This is a genomic window from Kaistella polysaccharea, from assembly GCF_020410745.1.
GTDB lineage: Bacteria > Bacteroidota > Bacteroidia > Flavobacteriales > Weeksellaceae > Kaistella > Kaistella polysaccharea.
This window is the reverse complement of the sequence record NZ_CP084528.1, coordinates 2,507,028-2,527,084: the sequence shown is the minus strand read 5'-3', so window position 1 is coordinate 2,527,084 and position 20,057 is coordinate 2,507,028. Positions and strand designations below refer to the sequence as shown.

16 protein-coding genes and 2 pseudogenes are annotated in these 20,057 nt (G+C 36.7%); 6 read left to right on the top strand and 12 right to left on the bottom strand.

Going from position 1 to position 20,057, the window contains the following annotated elements; translation table 11 throughout:
- Positions 1 to 257: 257 nt before the first annotated feature.
- From LC814_RS11695 to LC814_RS11685, 3 genes are all read right to left on the bottom strand, one after another.
- Complete coding sequence (locus LC814_RS11695; RefSeq protein WP_226064115.1) at positions 258 to 1,232, bottom strand: ribonucleotide-diphosphate reductase subunit beta; 975 nt, start codon at positions 1,230 to 1,232, stop codon at positions 258 to 260.
- A 423-nt stretch (positions 1,233 to 1,655) separates the two neighbouring features.
- On the bottom strand, positions 1,656 to 2,207 hold the full coding sequence (locus tag LC814_RS11690; RefSeq protein WP_226064114.1) for a phage tail-like protein: 552 nt from the start codon (positions 2,205 to 2,207) through the stop codon (positions 1,656 to 1,658).
- 24 nt (positions 2,208 to 2,231) lie between these two features.
- Positions 2,232 to 3,563, bottom strand: a complete 1,332-nt coding sequence (locus LC814_RS11685; RefSeq protein WP_226064112.1) for a phage tail-like protein — start codon at positions 3,561 to 3,563, stop codon at positions 2,232 to 2,234.
- 629 nt (positions 3,564 to 4,192) lie between these two features.
- Between LC814_RS11685 and LC814_RS11680 the strand changes: the two genes are divergently transcribed.
- The 4 genes from LC814_RS11680 (at position 4,193) to LC814_RS11665 (ending at position 8,775) form a co-directional block, all read left to right on the top strand.
- Entirely contained in the window at positions 4,193 to 4,885 is a 693-nt protein-coding gene (locus tag LC814_RS11680; RefSeq protein WP_226064111.1) for an ABC transporter ATP-binding protein, read from the top strand.
- Positions 4,886 to 4,935: 50 nt separating this feature from the next.
- Complete coding sequence (locus tag LC814_RS11675) at positions 4,936 to 6,165, top strand: ABC transporter permease (RefSeq protein ID WP_226064109.1); 1,230 nt, start codon at positions 4,936 to 4,938, stop codon at positions 6,163 to 6,165.
- A 112-nt stretch (positions 6,166 to 6,277) separates the two neighbouring features.
- Positions 6,278 to 7,549 (top strand): ABC transporter permease, encoded by a 1,272-nt coding sequence (locus LC814_RS11670; RefSeq protein WP_226064108.1) that lies wholly within the window; start codon positions 6,278 to 6,280, stop codon positions 7,547 to 7,549.
- Between the two features lie 29 nt (positions 7,550 to 7,578).
- Entirely contained in the window at positions 7,579 to 8,775 is a 1,197-nt protein-coding gene (locus LC814_RS11665) for an efflux RND transporter periplasmic adaptor subunit (protein WP_226064106.1), read from the top strand.
- A gap of 1 nt (position 8,776) precedes the next feature.
- Here the strand turns inward: LC814_RS11665 and LC814_RS11660 are convergent, their stop codons facing one another.
- The 5 genes and pseudogenes from LC814_RS11660 to lptB form a co-directional block, all read right to left on the bottom strand.
- Entirely contained in the window at positions 8,777 to 9,406 is a 630-nt protein-coding gene (locus tag LC814_RS11660) for a hypothetical protein (RefSeq protein WP_226064105.1), read from the bottom strand.
- A 56-nt stretch (positions 9,407 to 9,462) separates the two neighbouring features.
- Positions 9,463 to 10,110 carry an HD domain-containing protein gene (locus LC814_RS11655; protein WP_226064104.1) on the bottom strand — a complete coding sequence of 216 codons (648 nt, stop codon included), beginning with the start codon at positions 10,108 to 10,110 and terminating at the stop codon, positions 9,463 to 9,465.
- A 6-nt stretch (positions 10,111 to 10,116) separates the two neighbouring features.
- A complete protein-coding gene (locus tag LC814_RS11650; protein WP_226064103.1) occupies positions 10,117 to 10,701 on the bottom strand; it encodes a hypothetical protein in 585 nt (194 codons plus the stop codon).
- A 17-nt stretch (positions 10,702 to 10,718) separates the two neighbouring features.
- Positions 10,719 to 12,446, bottom strand: coding sequence for an ABC transporter ATP-binding protein (locus LC814_RS11645; RefSeq protein ID WP_226065822.1), 1,728 nt, complete (start codon positions 12,444 to 12,446; stop codon positions 10,719 to 10,721).
- A gap of 513 nt (positions 12,447 to 12,959) precedes the next feature.
- Positions 12,960 to 13,685: pseudogene (gene lptB / locus LC814_RS11640) on the bottom strand (LPS export ABC transporter ATP-binding protein); the annotation flags it as partial.
- Positions 13,686 to 13,823: 138 nt separating this feature from the next.
- Here lptB and LC814_RS11635 point away from each other — a divergent pair.
- The gene (locus LC814_RS11635; RefSeq protein ID WP_226064101.1) at positions 13,824 to 14,318 is read left to right on the top strand and encodes an RNA polymerase sigma factor; all 495 of its coding nucleotides are present in this window, start codon (positions 13,824 to 13,826) and stop codon (positions 14,316 to 14,318) included.
- Positions 14,311 to 14,982 carry a DUF8845 family protein gene (locus LC814_RS11630; protein ID WP_226064100.1) on the top strand — a complete coding sequence of 224 codons (672 nt, stop codon included), beginning with the start codon at positions 14,311 to 14,313 and terminating at the stop codon, positions 14,980 to 14,982. The genes LC814_RS11635 and LC814_RS11630 overlap by 8 nt, the downstream gene beginning before the upstream one ends.
- A gap of 40 nt (positions 14,983 to 15,022) precedes the next feature.
- Here the strand turns inward: LC814_RS11630 and rpoN are convergent, their stop codons facing one another.
- The 4 genes and pseudogenes from rpoN to LC814_RS11610 all read right to left on the bottom strand — a co-directional run.
- On the bottom strand, positions 15,023 to 16,498 hold the full coding sequence (gene rpoN, locus LC814_RS11625; protein ID WP_226064099.1) for an RNA polymerase factor sigma-54: 1,476 nt from the start codon (positions 16,496 to 16,498) through the stop codon (positions 15,023 to 15,025).
- A 68-nt stretch (positions 16,499 to 16,566) separates the two neighbouring features.
- Positions 16,567 to 18,012: an asparagine--tRNA ligase gene (gene asnS / locus LC814_RS11620; protein WP_226064097.1), complete on the bottom strand. Its 1,446-nt coding sequence runs from the start codon at positions 18,010 to 18,012 to the stop codon at positions 16,567 to 16,569.
- A 430-nt stretch (positions 18,013 to 18,442) separates the two neighbouring features.
- A complete protein-coding gene (rimM, locus tag LC814_RS11615) occupies positions 18,443 to 18,985 on the bottom strand; it encodes a ribosome maturation factor RimM (protein WP_226064096.1) in 543 nt (180 codons plus the stop codon).
- A gap of 313 nt (positions 18,986 to 19,298) precedes the next feature.
- Positions 19,299 to 19,841, bottom strand: a pseudogene (locus LC814_RS11610) (30S ribosomal protein S16); the annotation flags it as partial.
- Positions 19,842 to 20,057 lie beyond the last annotated feature (216 nt).

Here is a 20,057-nt window from a genome sequence, read left to right as displayed (position 1 = left end):
CCACTCTATCTTTTTATTTTTCTGAAAAAAAATAAAAAGGATGTCGTTTCAATCGGGGCTATTAATTTCTGCCTTTTTTCTTTCGAAGATTTTCTAATTCGGTTTAAAACCTTGTCAAGGTTAATTTTGCTACTTCTGTAAATTCTTTCGTTTAAAATCCCAATTATATTCTACACTCCCACCTACGCCCCGACTTGAGTGAATCCCGATCTAAAATCGGGAGGGAGTAGAAGGCGGAAAAAGGCGCCCAAATAAAACTAGAACAAATCGTTCGAAGTAATACTCTTGTCGTGTTTGGTATAATCCACCGGTCTTTTGGCGAAGAAATCATCCATTGAATTGGCGAAAACTTCTTCCTCAAACCAAACCATCGGACGGTATTGTTCCGGCGAAATGTTGTAACGGGTTTTCATATTGATTTTCTTCAAACTGTCATCCACACGGAATTTCATGAAGTTCAACAAATTCTCTTTGCTCACATTATCGATTTCACCCATTTCGAAAATCCAGTCCAAGATTTCTTCTTCCACATCGATGGAATGGTCGACCAAAGTATAAATATCTTCAATATCTGAATCGGTTAATAAATCGGGCTGTTCCTGGCGGATTTTATTGATCAAATAAATACCCGCGTTGGCGTGAATCTGCTCATCAACTGAAGTCCATGCGATAATGTTCGAAACGTTCTTCATATAGCCTTTAAAACGGGTAAAAGACAAGATAATCGCAAACTGAGAGAAGAGCGAAACATTCTCTATCAGAATACTGAACAACAAAAGCGAAGAAACATATTCTTTCGGAGTTGTAGAATTGGCGTGTTTCAAAACATTAGATAGAAAATCGATTCTCTTTTTGATCGCTGGAATTTCCACCACTTGACTGAAAGAATCGTTGTAACCCAAGACTTCTAATAAACGGGAATACGCCTCGGAATGACGAAACTCACATTCTGCAAAGGTAGCGCCCAATCCATTCAATTCCGGTTTCGGCATGTGATTGTAGAGATTTCCCCAAAACGTTTTTACAGAAACTTCGATTTGAGCGATGGCCAAAAGAGCGTTCTTAATCGCATTTTTTTCGTGAGGCTCCAGTTGAGATTGGAAATCCTGAACGTCTGCTGTGAAATCTACTTCAGAATGAACCCAGAAGGATTTATTAATCGCTTCTACAAATTGTAGAATCTCTGGATACTCAAATGGCTTATATCCTACTCTCTTGTCAAAAATTCCCATAATATCGTTTTTTTTATTTCCGTTTCTTTTAAAAACGGTGGCTGTAAATTCGTGATTGATAATGATTTAATACAGAAACGCGGCAAAAAAGTGTTTCGCCAGATGAACCCTGTGATCTTTACAAAAATAGAAAATGAAAACTGATATAGAAAGCCCGAAAGATTAATTAACTGAGTATAAGCCTTAAAAGTTTTCCACAATCACACAGACTGCGCCCTACCAAAGCATTCTATCACTTTCCAGAAAACAGATGACCTATTATCGGCTTTATTATTTAAACAGTTTTAAAAAGTCTACCTCTAAATAAGCTTTAAGAGCTAAACAAGCTCTTAATAAAAAAATCCCAATCAAAGATTGGGATTCTAAATATGATGTTTCTTCTGAGTCAATTATAAAAAACTAACCGAAGAAATATTGATGTTTTTATGGACGTGTAGCTTTCCAGAAACTCCACTGAGTTCCGTTAAATACAGCCAATTGTTTATTTACGGTATCGTACGCCATCATTCCGGCAGCTGGATTTTTGATCATCAAATGCGGAAGAGCAACTTTCGGTAGGATCATAGCTTTATCAGTATCTGAAAGAATTAAAATTCCTGGTGTAATATCGGTTTGATTATTTACGCCAATAACAGTTTTTGCTCTTACATTTCCCATTTTGCCGTTTTGTATCGAAGTATCTACAGCATTTGTTTTCGTTGCCGGACCTGTAAGATCTCTCCACATTTCATTTTGGCGGAATTTAAGAATGTTATCTGAAGGATCCATAATGAAAGTACCGTCTGGTACAGGTGTTTGTGCAGAAGAAGCTTTTACATAGGGAACTACAATTCCTTTCATTTGATCATTTCCAAATTCAAGGGAAACCGAAGAATTTGTTGGAGCAGTCTGACCTGGTCTCGGCGCAATTACGACCTGAGAAAAGACGAGAACTGGTATGGCGGTCATCAAAATTGATGTGAATAATTTATTCATAATGATTGTGTTTAAAGTTAGTTGCTATAAAGTTGGACATGCAGGAGTTGTGAAACAGAACCAGCCAGTTTTAGCAGGATCAGCATCTACTACGTAAATTTTAAGACATTTTACCGTAGTGTCATATGCCATCATTCCATCAACACCGTTTCCAGCGGTAGCAATAGCATTAAGTTGAGTAGTCGATAATCTATTAATAACAAATCCTTTGGTATTGGATTCAAGCACGGTATAAGCACTCTCTCTAACCATTGGCCAGTTGTCTGGATTATCTGCACCTGCTCTTTTCAGAGAGGTAATTCCGTGATTTGACGGATGCTTAACAGTATCGAGAACAGGATCTTTGAAACATCCTCCGCCACATAGCGGATTATCAGCTGCCAAAACTTCAATAGTAATGGTCTGATTCGCGGAAATTGTGTACCCTAAAACTGAGAGATATGCTACTTTAACATTGAAAACGTACGTTCCTGGTGTTGTAAGGGTGAGACTCAAATCCGCTAATGTACTAGCAGTTGTGTCTGGAAAGGTGTATCCGGTTGGACCACTTATTAAACTCCAAACAAAAAGTTTTGGAATTGCTGTATCTGCTACAGAGACAAACCCTGCGAGAGTAGCACTAAGAATAGTTGTTTTCCCTGAACAAACAGGATTAAGAGTCGCAGTTGGAACTACGCCAAGTGAACCACCTTTGCAGTTTAACTCTGCAAAAGTATATTCTGCACTGCCAGCTCCACCACTAACGGCGTAATTGTATTCAGTTGTGCCATCTACAAATTTGATCAATTTGTTCCCAGTAGCTCCGGCTCTTTCGGGCTGTAATAAATTTGTTCCAGTATCACAAACAGCACCGTTGTAATATTTTAGAACAAGTCTTGCGCCCAATTTGAGTTTTAATTCCGTCATTTCGCCATCGAAATTTAAAATACCACCCAAAATAACCACATCCTGATTATTTCCCAATAAACTCAAATGCCCCCTATCAGATCCATTTTTCAATAGAGTTACTTTCCCATAAGAAACAGTAAGCGCATTTAAAGGCGTAGGAATTGGATCGGCCAAAATATAGAGGTTACCAAAATAATATACTTGTTCGGTAGACACAGAAACATCAGTACCTGGTTCTACAAAAACTCTGTAAGTTGCTTGTGACGAAGACGTAGTATCTTTTCCGGGATACTCTGTAGTCGCATTATCCCAGCTTGATCCGTTAAAAATCTGCCAAGTTGAAGGATTCGTCCACTCGCCACTGGCTATGGATCTAAAATCGCCAATTTGTGGCGCTGGAGCAACGGACTGGGCATAACCAAAGCCGACCATCGCTAAAATTAGAAAGAATAAAAATCTAAATTTCATAAGTGTGTGTTTTTAAATTAGAAGTTAATTTTTTGATTTCATCATTTGTATGTAAGTCGTCATTCTATCTGAAATATAGTTTGACGCGGTAAATATAATATATATTGTGAAACAAAAAAAATCAGAATGGGTGTTTTTTCTGCCAAAATTAATTAACATGCTAAATTAGAAGTAAATAAATAGTTTAAACAAAAAATCAGAAATATCTACAAACCATCTTATTACATGTATATTTTAAACCATTGACTTAAAACAAAATAAATATATTCTTATACATCTCCATTAGTTATAAAAATTTTTAGATGCTTTTTCCTTTATATTCAAGATTTACGCATTAGGAAAGTTGTAAAAATCTATTATTATGAAAACATAATAATCATTTGAAGGTGAACATGTTGAATAGGTTAGCTACATTTTGCATTCACTCATCCTCGGTAGAATTGACGAGGACATTGCTTTAGACTTGCTGCCCGTTTAGTGGAAAGATCATTTTCATTTTTCAAATGGTTATATCATAATTTAAATTACACAAACATTAAATATAGAGCTGCCAAAAATAATGCTCCCTTCAGCTGTAACAAAAAAAAGAAACTCGATACTCATTATATTAATAAAATCCCGCCCACTTAATGTTAGTAATAAAGGATCTCAATAAATCATACGACACCGGTAAAAGTAAATTACACGTACTCAAAGGTATTAACCTGAGCATTGATGAAGGTGAATTTGTATCGATCATGGGAAGTTCGGGCTCCGGAAAATCAACTTTATTAAATATCATCGGGATATTAGATGAGAAAGATTCGGGCACTTATGAGTTAGACGGTATACCGATTGAGCATCTTTCGGAAGTAAAAGCCGCAGATTACCGCAGCCGATTTTTAGGCTTTATCTTTCAGTCCTTCAATCTTATCGGTTATAAAAACGCCTTAGAGAATGTGGCGCTTCCGCTATACTATCAAAATGTTGCCAGAAAAGAAAGAAACCAGCGCGCCATGGAATATTTAGATAAGGTAGGATTAGCCGATTGGGCTACCCATTTACCGAACGAGCTTTCTGGGGGACAAAAACAGCGTGTTGCTATTGCGAGAGCTTTAATTACCGACCCCAAAATAATTCTTGCCGATGAACCCACGGGTGCATTAGATTCTAAAACCACCTACGATATTATGAAACTTTTGCAGGAAATTAACCGCGGAGGAAAAACAGTAATCGTAGTAACTCATGAACCTGATGTGGCAGCGGAAACCAAAAGAAATGTAATTCTGAAAGACGGAATTATTGAAAGTGACGAATTCATCACCCAAAGAGTTTTAGCCTAAAAGAATTTGCTTTTTATTAAAATAAATATTTAAAATTACAGTAAAAAAATATGTTTGACCTTGACCGTTGGAGAGAAATATTTGAATCGATTCGCAGTAATGTTCTGCGTACGGTACTATCTGGCTTTACGGTAGCGTTGGGATTATATATTTTCATTGTATTATTTGGTATTGGAAATGGTTTAAAAAATGCCTTTACAGAAGGTTTTGCACGTGATGCCACCAATTTAATTTCAATCTCCACCGGAAAAACAACCATCGCATTTGATGGTTTACAAACCAACAGAAAAGTCGTTCTGCAAAATCAGAACTATGACGATATTACTGCTGAAGATCCTAAAAAAATAGAGCATGCTTCTGCCAGATATACCACAAATATGTTGGTGAAATATGGCAGGGAAAGCGGTTCGTATCAAGTGAACGGCTCAGATCCTGCAGAACCTTTTATCGAAAATCGAAGTGTTTTAGACGGAAGATTCATCAATTCACGCGACGTAGCATTAAAGCAGAAGGTGGCTGTAATTGGCCGGATGGTACAGCGGGATTTAATTAAAAATGGTTCACCGGTTGGACAAGATTTAAATCTAAATGGAACCATGTTTAAGGTGATCGGCGTTTTTTCTGATGACGGCGGCGATATGGACGAAAGAATGATAAGCATTCCACTTTCAACGTTGCAGCAATTAAAAAAAGGATCAGATACTTTAAGCCGGATATTCATTACCTACGATCCCACAATGTCCCCAAAAGATGCAGTTGCTTACAGTGATAATTTAGAGAAACAACTCAAAAAAGATCTGAAAATATCACCCGACGATGAAAATGCACTGCGCGTAAATAACAATGCTAAAAATCTGGAAAAAACCTTTCAATTTTTATTAATCATTACCTTAATTGTTGGTTTTATCGGTTTAGGAACTTTATTGGCAGGAATTATTGGCATTAGCAATATCATGGTCTATATCGTAAAAGAACGTACCAAAGAAATCGGCGTTCGAAAAGCAATCGGTGCAAAACCCAAAGCAATTGTAGCTCTAATTATTCAGGAAAGTGTTGTTATTACAGTAATCTCAGGAATTATAGGAGTTGGTATGGGCATCTTAACATTAACCTTAATTGGAGATCGTTTAGAAAAATACTTCATCAAAGATCCTAGCGTTGGTTGGGGTTTGATTATAGTCGCTTTTGTTTGTTTGATCATCGCTGGTTTAATTTCAGGATTTGTTCCCGCCTTTAAAGCAAGTAGAATAAAACCGATAGAAGCGTTGAGATCGGAATAGAAATTTAAATGGAATTAATAATTTGTTACGGAACAATCTATTTCTAAAAATTGAAAATCGTAAACCCAATTTTTAAAATAGTAATCAAAAAACCATTACCTAAAAACCGAATATGAACATCATATTTAAATTAGACACCTGGCAAGAAATTTATCATTCTTTACGGAATAATAAACTTCGAACTTTTCTCACCATGATCGGTGTCGGCTGGGGCATGTTCCTTTTCGTAGCACTTTTGGGAGCTGCTAAAGGAATGGAAAACGGTTTTGACAAAGCATTCGCAGGTTTCGCCACCAATTCTATTTTTCTTTGGGCACAGAATACAACTATTCCTTACGACGGTTTTCCAAAAGGCAGAAAAATGGATTTGCATTTGCCAGATATTGAGGTTCTACAGCAAAGAATACACGAAATCGATTATATTTCGCCCCAAAGTTCCCGCGGAAATTTTGGAAGTCCCGGAGAGCTTTTTTCAAAAGACGGAAAAAATGAAACCTACACTTTAAATGGCGATTTCCCGGTTGGTAATAAAATTTCCGAAAAGAAATTAATTTATGGGCGCTACATTAATGATGCAGATATCAGCGGCAATAAAAATGTAATTGTAATCGGAGAAGAAATTTATAAAAACTTCTTCGACGCCAAGAAAAATGAAAATCCTATCGGCAAATCGGTTACCGTAAAAGGATTATTTTTTAATGTTATTGGTGTTTTCAGAGTTCAGCAACAAGGCGGAAATATGGGAAGCGACGATTCTGCCTACATTCCTTTTACCACATTTACCAAAATGTATAATAATGGTGACAAAGTAGGCTTTTTTGCCATCGTAGGGAAAGATAACGCTGATTTGAATGTGCTGGAAGAAGCCGTGAAAACTGAGCTTAAGGCAAAATATAATGTTTCTCCAGATGATACAAATGCTTTCGGCAGTTTTAACCTGGGAAAATTATTCGGAAAATTAACGGGTTTTCTTACAGGAATGCAGCTGCTGACCATAGTTGTGGGAACATTGACCATTTTAGCGGGTGTAATTGCCATCTCAAATATATTACTTATTACCGTAAAAGAGCGCACGAAGGAAATTGGAATTCGGCGGGCTTTAGGCGCAAAACCAGCCGAAGTTAGAAATCAAATATTATTAGAAAGCGTCGTCATTACGATTACGTCGGGATTGCTCGGATTTATATTCGGTATTTTTCTACTCATGATTTTAAATACAGTTACAGAGGGTCAAGATGAATTTCCGTTCTATAATCCAACTGTAAATTATGGCGAAGTTTTCGCAGCCATGGCGGTAATGGTATTTCTGGGACTTATCATCGGTATGATTCCCGCACAGCGAGCCGTAAAAATAAAACCCATCGAAGCTTTACGATCAGAATAAAATTTAATAAAACCTATAGAACTCATCATATGAAGAAGAAATTCACAGCAAAAAAAATAATTTACATCGTTCTCGGATTGGTATTTTTATTTGCACTTGCGAAAGGAATCGGCTACCTCGTTAATTCGAATTCAGAAAAAAGTGAACAGTTTCTTACCAAAAAAGCTTTCGTTCAAAATATGGATGATAAGGTTTTGGCGACCGGAAAAATTGTGCCGCGGGAGGAAATTGAAATCAAGCCCAATATTTCGGGAATCATTGATAAAATTCTTGTTACCGAAGGTGACAAAGTTACCGCGGGGCAATTGGTAGCAACCATCCGAATTGTACCGAGCATTCAAAATGTAAACGCGGCTACACAGGAAATCAACAATGCAAATTTGCAGATCAGCAATGCACAAATTAACGTGTCGCAACAGCAAAAACAATTTGCAATGCAACAGCAGTTGTATTCGCAAGGTGTAATTTCTAAACAGGAATATATTGCCGCCCAACAGCAATTGCAGTCTACGCAACAGGTTCTTCGCAATGCTCAGCAGCAAAGACAAACGGCACAAAAAAACCTACAGATCGCAAAAACTGGAGCAACTCCTGAACTGGCCGGATTGGCAACGACACAAATTCGTTCGAAAGCCAACGGTACCGTACTTGAAGTTCCCGTAAAAGTAGGAAGCCAGGTAATTGAAGCCAACTCCTTTAACGCTGGAAGTACGATCTGCTCCATCGCCGATTTGAATTCTCTAATTTTCGAAGGTACAATTGATGAAGCGCAAGCCGGAAAATTAAAAGAAGGCATGGATATGAATATTGTAATTGGCGCTCTGCAGAATAAATCTTTCCCTGGTCGCGTTACCATGATCGCACCTAAAGGAACTGAGGAAGCCGGAACCATCAAATTCCCGATTGAAGGTGATGTTTTCAATAAAACCAATGAATACATTCGTGCAGGTTTTTCCGCAAACGGTGAAATCATTTTAAGTTCTCAGAAAAATGCCTTGCTTTTAGACGAATCCCTGATTCAATATGAAAAGGTGAATGGTCGTGATAATTCTTTCGTGGAAGTAAAACAACCCGATGGGAAATTCAAAAAAGTAAATGTAAAACTGGGCGCCAGCGATGGCATTAATGTTCAGATTTTATCTGGTATTACTAAAAATGACGAAATAAAAGTCTGGAATCCTTCCGATAAAGATAAGGAAGCTTTGAAAGAAAAGAAAGCAAAATAAATCAGGAGATTCCGGCTAATGCAGTCGGAATTTTTTGTTTCGGTTTGCGCAGGAGAAGGGCTAAATTTAAAAACAGCAAGAGCATATTTAAAGTCATCCAAATGGCAGTTTTTATGTTTTCGAATTTCAGGTCATCTATTCTACTCTTCGCAATTTCTGCGAGTTTTGAACTTTGAACAATGTAATTGCGCACTTCAATAATCTGATCTTCATTTTTGTTCGGCACCGAATGTTGGGAAAAATAAACCAGATTCTTTTTTCCCATATATCCGCCGATCCAAAATTCATTTGACTTTTCCATCTGTAAATATTCGATCCGGTAAAAATTATTTCTGATTTTACCAAGGTGATTTGTTTCGTATTTTAATTCTTCGTCTGGCGTATCATTAATTTTAATGATATAAAAATCCAAAGGAAAAGGCAATTTATTCACAAGTTGCACCGTAAGGGAATTCTCCCGAAACTGATCCAGACTTTTATGAATAAAAAGATAAGTGAAAATTCCTGTTCCTATTGCAACCATAACAATTCTAAAAGCTTTTGCCCAAGAACTGAAAGGTCCCGATTTGATGAGGGAAAACAGCAACGCTACAGAAAGCAATATCGCCAAAAGAACAAAGAGATAAAACATGGCGCAAAGATAAATAAAATTAGGATTACGCTTGTAAAATTTAGTTTGTCAGAGAATTACACTGCATTCCACTCTTTATAAAACTGCTCCAGAAAAGAAAGCATAAAAAGATGGCGTTCTTCAGCCATTTTTCGCCCGGTTTCTGTATTCATTAACTCTTTTAGAAGCAACAACTTTTCATAAAAATGGTTGATAGTGGTGCCAGTGGATTTTTTATATTCTTCTTTACTTTGGTCGAGTACGGGTGGAATATCGGGATGATACATGAGGTTATTTTTAAAGCCGCCAAAATTAAAAGTCCTTGCAATACCAATGGCGCCAATAGCATCAAGGCGATCTGCATCCTGTACAATTTGTAATTCAATCGATGGAATTTCTGAAACTTCACTTCGGTTTTTGAAGGATATATTTTTAATAATCAGTAAAACCTGCGCTATTATTTCTTCAGAAACATTTTCATTTTCCAGAAACTGGCGGGAAATATTTAGAGCCAATTCTTCATCACCATCATGAAATTTCGGGTCAGCAATATCATGCAATAAAGCACCAAGCTCTACAACTACTGCATTACAATTCTCAGTTTGTGCAATTTTTTTGGAAAGTTTCCAGACTCTCTCAATATGAAACCAATCATGACCAGCTTCGGCACCGTGCAATTTATCTTTGACAAATTCTACGGTTTTTTGAATTAGATTTTCTGACATTTGGACTTATTTTGAGACTTCTACAAACTGATAAACCTGCTGCGTCTTTGGATTATAAATCAGGGTACTTTTATTCGGATATCTTTTTAATTTATAATATTCAATGCTCTTGTCATTTTTAATGTCTTGTAAAAAAGACATATCAATCGTGTTTTCCGGCAGAAATTTTTCCACAAAACTCAGTTTATCAATAAAACTCTGACCATCAATTTTTCGGGCAGTTTCATCAGATTTTCCAATATCTGAAGTTTCCTGACTTTCTAAAAAAGGAAGCAGAGTTTCTTTTTCCGCTTTATATTTAAACAGAAAAGCCGGTGAGCCATTTGGAAAGGTAAATTTCTTACCTTTAAATTCAGAAATCATGGTTGGATCGCCAGTAGGAAACACTTCTTTGAATTCTGCGTTTTCGGCATTTGCAAGTGATGAAATTGAATTGTTCAAGGTTTCGTGCAACGTTTCTTTCACTGCATTTTGTGCAGTTTCATTAATATGATCGCTTGTTTTCGTTATTTCCTGACTGATTTTCTCTTCAACTTTTGTACATGAAATGATGAAGGCGGTACTTAGGGCAAGGAGCAGGTATTTTTTCATTGACTTATTTTTATATTTTAATTTTCACTAAAAGAACTCATGAGTTTATCTAGATTTAGACTTCGCGCCGAGGCATCAAATATTTCGCGATAAGTGCCGTGCAAACTTACCAATTCGTCATGTGTTCCACTTTCTACAACAGCGCCCTTTTTCATGACATAAATTTTATCTGAATCTAAAATCTGCGACAACGAATGGGAAATAATAACCACAGTTCGGCCTTCTTTTATGGCGTCTAAGGAGTTTTTAATTTGTTCCGTTGCGATCGCATCTAAACTTGCGGTTGGCTCGTCTAAAAAGATGATTGGCGGATCTTTTAAAAACAATCGTGCAATTGCAATTCGCTGTTGTTGACCGCCCGAAAGTAGCGTCGCATCGTGCTCGTATTTTTGAGGAAGCTCGATAATCTGATCGTGGAGATAGGCTTTTTTTGCGGCAGTTTCTATTTCTTCAAAGGTCGCGTTCATATTTCCATACCGAATATTATCTTCAATACTTCCCTGGAATATATGATTTTTTTGAAGCACCAAACCAATATCATTTCGTAAAGCAGTATTATCGAAATCGTTTAAATTAACATCATCCAACAATATATTTCCAGAATCTGGTAGATAGAATTTGCAAAGAAGATTAATGACCGTAGATTTTCCCGCGCCACTTAATCCGACGAGCGCCGTGGTTTTTCCGTTTTCTATGGTCAGCGAAACATTGTGAAGTGCTTTCGTCCCGTTCGGATAAGTAAAATCTATATTTTGCAAATCAAATTTACCTTTGATGTTTTCTTCAATATAAGTTCCGGTCGGTTCTGTTTGATCGTCGGCGTTCAAGATATCGAAATAACCTTCAGCATAAATCATGGCGTCATTCATGTCATCATAAATACGGTGAAGCTGACGAATAGGCGCAGAAACATTATTAAAGAGAAGAATATGCAACATAATTGCACCAATCGTCATCTGTTCATCTAAAACGAGATAAACTGTTAGAAGGATTATTAAAACAACGCCAAATTGCTCAATAAAAGTTTTTAATCCATCATAAATAAAGTTCGTTCTTCGGGTAAACAACTGGCTTTCCATCAATTGCATCTGCAAATCGTATTGTTTTTTGCCTTCAAATTTTTCCCGAACGAAACTTTTAATTACCATGATCGAATTAATAAGATTCAAAAGTCCGGACGTTTTCTTTTCCCTTTGATTTCTTAACTGGCGACGAACACCAGATAATTTTTTTGCTTGTAAAGAACTGATGGTAAAGTAAATAGGAACAACGATGGTAGAAACCAGACCAACGTAAACGTTCTGCATATACATGATTATCAAAGCTATAATCGCATTAGAGAAGAGCGGTAAAATATCAATAAAAAAATTCTGAACCAGCTTCGTTAAACTTTCAATTCCCCGATCAATTCTTTGTTGAAGCTTTCCGGTTTCGTGATTTTCATTGGTGTAGAAACCAACGCTGTATGTTAGAATCTTATCAATCGCAGTTTGCGCTAAAACTGAACTGGTGCTGATTCTGATTTTCTCGCCATAAAATTTTTGGCCAAATTGAATAAAGATGTTTAAAAGTTCTTTACCCAATAAAATCGCTGAAATGATGACCAAAACATGAACGCCTTCGGACATCGGATCGGGCAGTTGTGTTAATGAAGTAACTTCATCAACCGTGTATTTTAAAACAAGCGGATTTACCTGCGCCAACAATGCGCCAATAAATGTGAGAAAAAGCGTACCATACATCATCACCCGATAAGGTTTGATGAACGGCAATAATTGCTGATAAATATGATAAAGGGTAATGGTTCTGTTAAAAGGTTTCGGCATAATAAAAAGAAAAATTCACAAAACTCTTAGGAAACAAAAATCTGATCACCTTTTGTGGAAATAAATATTCTGACCTTAAAATATTTAGCTGAAAAATTAAGACTGGAAGAGAAAGCTCGTGAGATAATGTAATTCTGATGTGCTGCTTACTTTAGAGTCAGATTCAGCCTGTTCAAAAGGATACATAGATGTAATTTCTTTCTTCTGAAAAAGGTAAGAATTGTTCGCTGTCTTATCAACCACTTCAGTAAATATATGTTCGATTTCTGAGTTTGCAAGCGATGCAAAACTGATGTCTTCAAAGCCGTACATTAAACGCAGATTTTCTTCATTTGCGAATTTTTCATCTACAAAACTCTGGAACTGGTTTTTCGAATCAAAATTTCCGGCCCAGATATTATAAACAAAGGCTCTTTTTTTCGGTTTATTTAAAATATCCTGATACACAAAATTTTCTCCCAGATAAGCCTCGCGAACTTGCGGATCATTAGCCAAATCATGCGGAAGACCTTCTTTTAAAATCCTACCTTCAAACATAATGTAGGTTTTATGGGTAATCGCTAGAGTCTGCTGTACATTGTGATCGGTGATTAATATTCCGATATTTTTATCAACCAAACTGCGAACAATTTTCTGGATATCTTCTACCGCAATTGGATCAACGCCGGCGAAAGGTTCATCAAGCAAAATAAAATTTGGACTTGTCGCCAAACAACGTGCGATTTCAGTTCTTCTTCTTTCTCCACCTGACAATAAGTCTCCACGGTTTTTACGCACGTGCTGCAGGGAAAATTCTTCAATCAATTCATCACATTTCATCTGCTGTTCTCGCCGCGAAAGATTTGTTAATTGCAATACGCCCAGAATATTATCTTCTACGGAAAGTTTGCGGAATACCGATGCTTCCTGTGCTAAATAGCCGATTCCTTTCTGCGCACGACGGTACATGGCATCGTTTGTAATTTCTTTATCGTTCAAGAAAATCTTACCCGAAGTTGGTTTTACAAGTCCCACAATCATGTAGAAACTTGTGGTTTTTCCGGCACCGTTTGGACCGAGTAATCCTACGATTTCGCCTTGTGCAACTTCCACTGAAACGCCTTTTACAACTTTTTTGGGACCATACTCTTTAATTAAATTTTCTCCGCGTAGAATCATGCAGCAAATATAATAAATTAGATGTAAGATTGGGATAAATGCTTCGCTAGGCTTTTAATTAAAAGAATGATAAGTGCTTAATTACTTTACTTTTCAACGAAAAAAAATTAACTTCGCTCTTTCCTAAATTGAAAGACCTTGAGCCTTAAAGAGAAAGAATTCGCGAAACTTATTAAAGATAATCAGGGCTTGATTATAAAGGTTTCCCGGCTTTACACCAATACTTTGGAGGACGAACAAGATCTTTTTCAGGAAATTGTGTTACAACTTTGGCGTTCCTACGACTCATTCAAAGGACAATCGAAAATCTCTACCTGGATGTATCGAGTCGCCTTAAATACTGCTATTACGCTATTCAGAAAGAAAACAAAATCTCCCCAGACCGATGAACTGATGGATTATCATCACAGTGATTTTGTGGAAATTGACGATGAAAAACACCAACATATTACTACGCTTTATAAAGTCATAAAAATGCTACCCAATGTAGAACGTGCGATTGTCACCATGTATCTGGATGATTTGCCCTATCGTGACATTGCGGAAAATTTAGGGATCACAGAGGTTAATGCGCGGGTAAAAATGAACAGATTAAAGAAAACTTTAAAACAACTAATGGAAAAGCATGCCTGAATTTGATTTAGACGATTTCAAAAAAAGCTGGCAGCAAGAGCCTGCTCAGCCAAAATACGACACCAGCGAAATAGAATTGATGCTGAATAAATCTTCACGTAATTATGTGAAGTATATTTTGTGGATCAGTCTTATTGAATTTATTTTGATTCTTGCCGCCAATGTATATTATACGTTTTTTGGGGAAGACACTACCGATTTAATGAGTGTTTTGGGCAAGCTGGGTATCGATAATTCAAACCAATTTGAAAACACAATTGATAGTCTTTATCTCGTCTTAAAAATGGTGAGCTTGGGACTTACGGCCATTTTTGTTTACTTGTTTTATGAAAATTACCGGAAAATTAATGTAGAATCTAATCTCAAAAAACTAATTCTGCAAATTATTAAATTCAAAAAAACAGTTCAACTTTTTATATTGGCAAATATCTCTTTGGTCATTCTATTTACGCTGATTTTAGGAATATTTACTTTCTCGGTTTTAGCTCAACAAAACATCGAATTAACCAACCCAACTTTAATTGGATTTATCACTGGATTACTTTTAACAATGGGAATTAGCGTTGTCTTGATTTGGTTATATTACCGAATTGTATACGGGTTTATCTTAAAAAGATTGGGGAAAAATCTGGAACAACTCCAAAATATAGAAGAGGGAAATTAATTAAAACTCCCCTCTTCTTCTATATTTCTCAAAGTAATTTTTACAATTCTTTTCTTAAGCGCGCTACCGGAATACTCAGCTGCTCACGGTATTTCGCAATCGTACGACGCGCAATATTATAGCCCTTTTCTTTTAAAAGTCCTACCAAAGCATCATCGGTAAGTGGTTTTCTTTTATTTTCAGCGTCGATGACATCCATAAGGTGCGTTTTAATTTCTTTTGTGGAAACTTCTTCGCCGTCGTCGTTCGTCAAGGAATCGGAAAACAGACTTTTCAAATACACAATTCCATTCGGCGTATCAGCGTATTTACTTTTTACAACACGCGAAATCGTAGAAATGTCGAATCCTGTAATATCGGCAACATCTTTTAAAATCATCGGTTTCAACGATTTATCATCAGCCGTAATGAAATATTCTTTCTGCAATTTCACGATCGCGGAAATTGTTTGTAGCAAAGTATTTTGTCTTTGATTAATCGCATCAATATACCATTTCGCAGCATCTAATTTTTGCTTAATAAAAAGCGCAGCCTGTTTGTGTTCCGCCGATTTTTTATCGTGCGAATAAGTCGTTAAAATATCCTTGTATTCATCTGATACACGCAGTGAAGGCGCATTTTTACTATTTAGCGAAGGAATTACTTCCACTCCTTTTGCACCATTATCTTTAACGGTGATCAGGAAATCGGGGATAATTTCATTATTAATGGTAATAGTCTGTGTATCGAAATTTCCGCCCACTTTTGGCGAAAGTTTAGATATGACTTCCAACGCATCTTTAAGATCTTCCTCTTCAATATCATATTTCTGAATAATCTTGTTGTAATGCTTATTCGTCAAAGCATCAAATTGATTACGCAATATATTTCCAGCCAAGCTTACCGCTTTATCAGCGCTTATTTTTTTCTCAATTTGAAGTAATAAACATTCCTGCAAACTTCTCGCTCCAACTCCTGGCGGATCTAATTTCTGTACATAATTTTCCAGAATTTCCTGAACATTTTCTACCGTGGTAAAAATTCCCTGGGAAAATGCCAAATCATCTACTAATTGCTTGATTTCACGACGAAGATAGCCATCATTATCTAAATTGCCAATGATATATTCCGCGATTTGAAGATCTTGATTTTCAATACTTGATAATCGAATCTGTTCTAAAAGATAATCGTACAAAGACTGACCTTCGGTAAGTAACGATTGATTATCAAACTCTTCGTCGTCTGCCGAGTAGTTGCTTGCCGTCGTTTTATAGGCCGGTTCGTCGTCGAAAATATAATCATTTACATCGAAATCTGTATCGATAGTTTCGGTTCCCTCTTCTTCAAAACTTTCCTCAGGTGAAAATTCTTCTTCTTTATTTTCTTCCTGTACTTTTTCCAAAGCTGGATTTTCTTCCAGCTCGCGCTCAAGTTCTTCCTCAAACTCCAATGTATGAAGCTGAATAAGCTTCATTAACTGAATTTGTTGGGGGGCCAATTTCTGGCCAAGTCGCATTTGAAGATTTTGCTTTAACATATTAAGATGCTATTTTCTCTATTTTTTTGTGTTTTTTGTAATCGGACTTTAAACTTACTGAATTTTTATTAAAACTCCGCATTGTTCGGTGTTCTCGGGAAAGGAATTACATCTCTGATGTTGGTCATTCCGGTTACGAAAAGAACCAATCTTTCCAGACCCAAACCAAAACCTGCATGCGGCACCGATCCGAATTTTCTCGTATCTAAATACCACCACAATTCTTCTTCATCCACATTCATATCTTTCATCTTATTTTGAAGAATGCTAAGCTGGTCTTCACGCTGCGATCCACCGATAATTTCCCCGATTCCTGGGAATAAAACATCCATTGCGGCCACGGTTTTACCATCTTCATTCAGTTTCATATAGAAAGCCTTGATGTCTTTCGGATAATCAAAAAGTACAACCGGACATTCGAAATGCTTTTCTACAAGAAAACGCTCGTGCTCACTTTGTAGATCTGCACCCCATTCTTCAATAGGAAACTGGAATTTTCCTTTTTTATTTTCTTTGGAATTTTTCAGAATATCAATCGCTTCTGTATAAGAAACTCTCTTGAATCTTTTCTGAATTACGTTTTGTAATTTCTCAATTAAACCTTCTGATGCTCTGTCTTTTTCAGGTTTCTGCTTTTGTTCATCTGCAAATCGTTTATCTAAAAACTCCAAATCATCTTTACAGTTTTCTAAAACATAATTGATGACATATTTTAAGAAATCTTCTGCAAGATCAATATTATCTTCTAAATTATTAAACGCAACTTCAGGTTCCACCATCCAGAATTCCGCGAGATGACGTGTTGTATTTGAGTTTTCCGCACGAAAGGTGGGGCCGAAAGTATAAACTCTTCCCAATCCCATCATCGCAGTTTCTACACTAAGCTGACCGGAAACGGTAAGGTTCGTTTTCTTGCCGAAAAAATCCTGTTCAAAATCGATATCACCGTTTTCAGTTCGCGGAATTTCATTCAAATCAAAATTAGTTACACTAAACATTTCACCAGCTCCTTCTGCATCTGCGCCCGTAATAATCGGCGTATTCATGTAGAAAAACTGGTTTTGATTAAAGAACTGATGAATCGCAAAACTCACCGAACTTCTCACTCTGAAAACTGCACTGAAAAGATTCGTCCGGAAACGCAAATGCGCTTGCTCACGCAAAATTTCTAGCGAATGTTTCTTCGGTTGAAGGATGGTTTTATCTCTTTCTTCAGTAAAATTATCTCCTAAGATGATAATTTTTTTCGCGATAATTTCAATGCTTTGTCCAGCTCCCTGACTTTCCACTACTTCGCCGACAATCTTTAGAGACGCAGCATTGGTAATATTTTTAAGAATATTTTCATCAAAATTTTCAAAGTCGACCACAATCTGAAGATTGTTGATCGTAGATCCGTCATTTAAAGCAATGAACCGATTGGAACGAAATGCGCGAACCCAACCTTGGATCGTGATATCGTGATGAAGTTGTTTTTTATAATTTCCTAATAATTCTTTGATAGTCGTTCTCATTTGCTGAAAGTCATTTTTTAGTTGTTCTACTCTTGCTTTGCGCGTCGCCGTAGGAATAATGAATACTTGCAAACTTACTAAAAAATTGGCGTAAAATTTGCTCTTAGGCGGAAATTATCACAAAAAAAATCGCTTTTTATCAAGCGATTTTGATTCAATTCTTGGACCTGTTCCGGCCTTTGACATCTACACTTTTTTACGTTTTTCTTTCCGTAGAATAATGCAGACTAAAAAACAATAAAAACCCACCGAATACCTTCTATGCCAGTATTTTTACAATTTAATAACGAAATTAATGTAAAATCGCAGCAGAGAAATTACTTTAGTGGAGCTATTTTTATAGAAAATAGTGCAATAAAAAAGCGGGAATACCTTTAATAAACGCAGGATAAAATCAGGCAGATGAAGTCGCTCAAAAAGATATTATAAATTACTCGTCCTTCTTCGATGGCACTAAGAAAACATCCATCAAACCTTCCGGTAAAGACATTTTCAAATATTTTTCTTCGCGGTTTAATTCCAGAATCCAATCTCTGATAATTGGAATTACAATTTGTTTCCCCGCTAAATTAAGAAGGAAATAATGCTGACCGGTTTGATCATTAATCGATTCAATTACGCCACATGATTTCCCATCTTCTTCGCGGATTTCAAAACCTACAACTTCGTGATAATAGAATTTATTTCCTGTTAATTTTGGTAAGCCAGAAAGGGGCAGATAAACATCTTTTCCCACCACTTGATCTACCAAAGCTTCCGTAGAGTTTTTGAAAGAAACAATGAGCGTTTCACCTTTGCTCCAAGCTTGTTTGGCAATGAAAAAAGGCACCAGTAATCCGTTGATATCAACGAATACCGTATCTAATTTAGAATACATTTCAGGTTGGTCGGTATCCAGTTTCAGGAATACATTTCCATGCAATCCGTGTCGGCGGGTAATTTTTCCTAAAAAATAGCAATCTTCTTTTTTCATGATGCAAATATAAATGGTTTTAAAATAAGAGAGACGTCAAAAAATGACGTCTCTATAATTCTTACAAAAAGAAATTTTATTAAGCCTTCGCTTCGTCAGCACCTTCTTCAGTAGCTGCTTCGTCGCTTCCAGTTAATTTTTCAGTAACGTTTGCTACAGTTTCTTTTACGCTTTCAACTGCACCTGCTACTGCAGCTGCGGCTCCGCCTAAAGTTTCTGCAACATTTTCTACTGCTGTTTTTTCTTCTTCTTTTACTTCTTCTGCTGGTGCATTTGCAGCTTCTTCAGCAGCTTTTGCTTCAGCAATTTTAGCATCTTCTTTTTCTTGAGCTTCAGCAGCTTTCGCGTCTTCAGCAGCTTTTTCTTCAGCTAATTTAGCATCTGCTTCAGCTTTAGCATCTGCTTCTACTTTCGCAGCAGCATCTAATCTACCTTGGTTTACTTTTGTTTCAGCTTCCAACGCTGCTTTTTTAGCATCGTCTTTCGCTTTGCTCAAACCATCTTTTTTACCAAGAACTTGTTGTTCTTTTCCTTCTAACCAAGTGGCGAATTTTTTATCCGCTTCATCTTGATCGAAAGCACCTTTCGCTACTCCACCCAGTAAGTGTTTTTTGTAAAGCACTCCTTTGTAAGAAAGAATCGCACGAGCAGTATCAGTTGGTTGCGCTCCGTTGTTTAACCATTTTACAGCAGCATCTACGTTAAGTTCAATAACAGCTGGGTTAACTACAGGATTGTAAGTACCGATTTTTTCGATGAATTTACCATCTCTACTTGCTCTTGCATCGGCAACTACGATGTGGAAAAAAGGTTTTCCTTTTTTACCGTGTCTTTGTAATCTAATTTTTACTGACATAAATGTTTGAATTTGTGGGAACTCGTCCCGATTAATTATAAGGGTGCAAAGATAATCAAATTTATGAATTCAACAATCAGGTAATATAATTATTTGGTGGTTCTTATCAATCTTTTTCAGGAGCCGGGAACCTGCTTTCACTACTCGCTTCCCGCCTTCCCTTTTCCCTCGCGAGGGAGAGCTCAAACACGCCGTTCAATCAGGGCTAGAGAATCC

Coding starts and splice junctions, on each gene's coding strand:
- asnS (WP_226064097.1), bottom strand. CDS start 18,012: ATGAGAACGACTATCAAAGAATTATTAGGAAATTATAAAAAACAACTT.
- LC814_RS11645 (WP_226065822.1), bottom strand. CDS start 12,446: ATGATGTATGGTACGCTTTTTCTCACATTTATTGGCGCATTGTTGGCG.
- LC814_RS11650 (WP_226064103.1), bottom strand. CDS start 10,701: ATGAAAAAATACCTGCTCCTTGCCCTAAGTACCGCCTTCATCATTTCA.
- LC814_RS11675 (WP_226064109.1), top strand. CDS start 4,936: ATGTTTGACCTTGACCGTTGGAGAGAAATATTTGAATCGATTCGCAGT.
- LC814_RS11695 (WP_226064115.1), bottom strand. CDS start 1,232: ATGGGAATTTTTGACAAGAGAGTAGGATATAAGCCATTTGAGTATCCA.
- LC814_RS11655 (WP_226064104.1), bottom strand. CDS start 10,110: ATGTCAGAAAATCTAATTCAAAAAACCGTAGAATTTGTCAAAGATAAA.
- LC814_RS11665 (WP_226064106.1), top strand. CDS start 7,579: ATGAAGAAGAAATTCACAGCAAAAAAAATAATTTACATCGTTCTCGGA.
- rpoN (WP_226064099.1), bottom strand. CDS start 16,498: ATGTTAAAGCAAAATCTTCAAATGCGACTTGGCCAGAAATTGGCCCCC.
- LC814_RS11690 (WP_226064114.1), bottom strand. CDS start 2,207: ATGAATAAATTATTCACATCAATTTTGATGACCGCCATACCAGTTCTC.
- LC814_RS11680 (WP_226064111.1), top strand. CDS start 4,193: ATGTTAGTAATAAAGGATCTCAATAAATCATACGACACCGGTAAAAGT.
- LC814_RS11685 (WP_226064112.1), bottom strand. CDS start 3,563: ATGAAATTTAGATTTTTATTCTTTCTAATTTTAGCGATGGTCGGCTTT.
- LC814_RS11670 (WP_226064108.1), top strand. CDS start 6,278: ATGAACATCATATTTAAATTAGACACCTGGCAAGAAATTTATCATTCT.
- LC814_RS11660 (WP_226064105.1), bottom strand. CDS start 9,406: ATGTTTTATCTCTTTGTTCTTTTGGCGATATTGCTTTCTGTAGCGTTG.
- rimM (WP_226064096.1), bottom strand. CDS start 18,985: ATGAAAAAAGAAGATTGCTATTTTTTAGGAAAAATTACCCGCCGACAC.
- LC814_RS11630 (WP_226064100.1), top strand. CDS start 14,311: ATGCCTGAATTTGATTTAGACGATTTCAAAAAAAGCTGGCAGCAAGAG.